At 49.0% G+C, this 2,631-nt stretch carries 3 protein-coding genes; 1 reads left to right on the top strand and 2 read right to left on the bottom strand.

The features are described from left to right. Positions 1–916 (top strand): protein translocase subunit SecF (gene secF / locus Q0294_RS18565; RefSeq protein ID WP_299468436.1); only part of this gene is annotated, 916 nt, incomplete at its 5' end. A gap of 177 nt (positions 917–1,093) precedes the next feature. Here secF and Q0294_RS18560 read toward each other — a convergent pair. Both Q0294_RS18560 and Q0294_RS18555 read right to left on the bottom strand, forming a co-directional pair. After that, positions 1,094–2,320, bottom strand: a complete 1,227-nt coding sequence (locus Q0294_RS18560) for an amidohydrolase family protein (protein WP_299468434.1) — start codon at positions 2,318–2,320, stop codon at positions 1,094–1,096. Between the two features lie 58 nt (positions 2,321–2,378). Beyond that, positions 2,379–2,631: DUF6793 family protein (locus Q0294_RS18555; RefSeq protein WP_299468432.1), on the bottom strand; the 253-nt coding region annotated here is incomplete at its 5' end.

The raw sequence follows: 2,631 nt of genomic DNA, 5'->3' as shown, positions 1-2,631 counted from the left end.
AGAAGTCGAACTTAGTTTCAGTGGTGATGTGAAACCATCCACAATTGATAATTACCTGAAAGAAGCCATTGCCAAGGTCAAGAATGCGGATGAGACTGCGAAATACGAGCGTATCCCTGAATTTCAGTTGAAGGGAGCCACTGCCGGTAAGGAAGAAGAGTCCGCTGCTGAATCAACTCGATATAAAAAGATGACCATGCAGGCCGGACCAGACCTGCTGGTTGACGATTTAAAAACTGCATTAACGACCATGCAGGAAGTCATGGCGACCACTGCGATTCTCGACGAAGTCAACAGCTTTGACAGCTCGGTCGCCAGTGAAATGCAGGAATCGGCTTTGATGGCCATGTTGATCAGTTTGATCGCGATTGTGGCTTATGTCTGGTTTCGATTCCAGAGAATTACTTTTGGTCTGGCAGCGGTTGCCGCGTTAATCCATGACGTGCTTGTTGTGCTGGGATTAGTTGCATTAGGCGCGTATTTGAGTCATACCTCATTAGGGCTACTATTAGGGTTGAATGATTTCAAAATCAACCTGCCCATGATCGCCGCCTTCCTGACGATCGTCGGTTATTCATTGAATGATACCATTGTCGTTTTTGACCGAATTCGAGAAGTGCGTGGCAAGAACCCTGCTCTGACCACTACGATGGTCAATGAGAGTTTGAATCAAACGTTATCACGTACTTTGCTGACTTCATTCACGACATTGATCGTCGTCCTGATCCTGTATGCCATTGGTGGTGAAGGTATCCACGGCTTTGCTTACTGTCTGGTTCTGGGTGTGATTGTTGGTACTTACAGTTCGATCTATATCGCCAGCCCCGTTCTGCTCTGGTTGATGAATCGTCCAGGAAGTGCAACAGCACGTGCTACTCAGCAGACGGAACGACAGGCAAGTGTCACCAGAACATAAGCTGGATTTATCACTGGCTAGAAGTTGATTCGAAACAGAATTATTTTAAAAGGGGCTGATTTCCGGATCGGCCCCTTTTTGCGTCAAAGCCCAGGGGTAAGTTCATTGCTTCTGTGAAGATTGCGGGTGCGATCTTCGATAGCCAGGTTACTCTGGTTACCTGTAGCATGCTGAAACTCAGCGGACTTTTTCGCCTTCAATGAAAACCGCTTCGACAGAACCGGGGAACGTGATTCCCTCAAAAGGAGACCAGCCACATTTGGTTTTCAGATCTTCTCGTCTGATTGTGACGGGTTGTTTCATATTCAGAACCGTCAGACTGGCCGTGTATCCGGGTTCAATTCTGCCGAACTTCTTTGGTGAAACATAAGGGTTTACGAAATCTCCCGGATTTTCAGAGCAAAAGCGTGCTGCCTGTTCCGGCGTAAATTTCTGGTCCAGAATCAACCAGGTGACAAAAGCGCCATACGTATCCAGGTGCGGCTGTCCGGAAATCCCCTGTTCGTTTTCTTCCAGCGTGTGAGGCGCATGGTCGGTGGCAAGATAATCCAGGGTACCCTCACGCAGTGCATCCAGCATCGCCTTGCGATCTGCAATGGTGCGTAAAGGCGGATTCATTTGCATTTTTCCACGGTTTTGATCTGTCAGATCAGACTGATCAAAATATAAATGATGCGGAGTGACTTCGCAGGTGACCTTCACGCCTCGGCTTCTGGCTTCCCGAATGAGCGGTAATCCTTCGCCCACCGAGTAATGACAGAGTTTGCCTTTGAGCTCGTATTTCTCGATCATCTGGAGCGCAAAACGTGTAGCCGAGATCTCACATTCTGCCGGCCTTTTCTCTTCATGAGTCATTGCAGCGGCATGTTGTTCGAGCAGTACAGGATCCTCACAGTGAAAGCTCACATCACAGCCACGATAGCGGGAGAGCGTTTCGTCGAGCTGCTCAAGCGTTTTGAAAAAAAGATCGCCTACGCTGGGACCCATATAGGCTTTATAGGGGACTGCGAATGAAAGCGGGTTTGTACCCGGGCCGATTCCAGCATACAGAGTGAAGTGAACGGCCGGGTTACGTTTTTTCAGATGCTGAGTTTTTTCCTGGTAACTCTCGTCCGTGATTGGGGGGACGGGGTTGTTCGGCATGTCAGCAACATGCACGACTCCCCCATTAATCGCAGCTGCGCCCGCGGTACAAAAATCTTCTTTATAGGTCTGAGACTCACCTACGTCATCACGGGCATGAATATGGATATCACCCATGCCAGCAAAGATGAAACAGTCTCCAGAAAAAGAATAATCCGCTTCACCCAGGTTGGGGCCTACTTCGACAATATAAGCACCTTCAACACGAATCTGGCTGTTCAAAGTGCCTGAAGAACTTGCAAGAGTTCCTTGTATGATCATCGGATTGAAGTCATTCCGTTTCTGCTAAGGTAGTGCTGCGAGCGTTAGTTAAAACCGGTTACCAGCCGACAGACATATTCGTTTCGATTGCCAGTTGGGCTTCGTGCAGGTCGGCCCCGGTATCTCGCATATAAAGCCTGATGGCGTGAACTTTGTCGCCCGAGGCACGGAACAGGCACTCACGAGCCATATCGCAGGGTTCTGTATGCCCTTCAATGCCCAGTAGACGCTTTGAGATGACCCACATATCACGAGGACGACGAGTGACCCGCAGGATCTCGTCTTCAGGATAATTCTCCTGAGCAGCATTT

The organism is uncultured Gimesia sp. (assembly GCF_937919775.1).
Taxonomy (GTDB): domain Bacteria; phylum Planctomycetota; class Planctomycetia; order Planctomycetales; family Planctomycetaceae; genus Gimesia.
The sequence above is the reverse complement of the archived record's forward strand: the minus strand, read 5'-3'. Positions and strand labels throughout refer to the sequence as shown.

Bases quoted from the DNA above. Each gene is read 5' to 3' on its own strand.
- Q0294_RS18560 (WP_299468434.1), bottom strand. From the start codon at position 2,320: ATGATCATACAAGGAACTCTTGCAAGTTCTTCAGGCACTTTGAACAGC.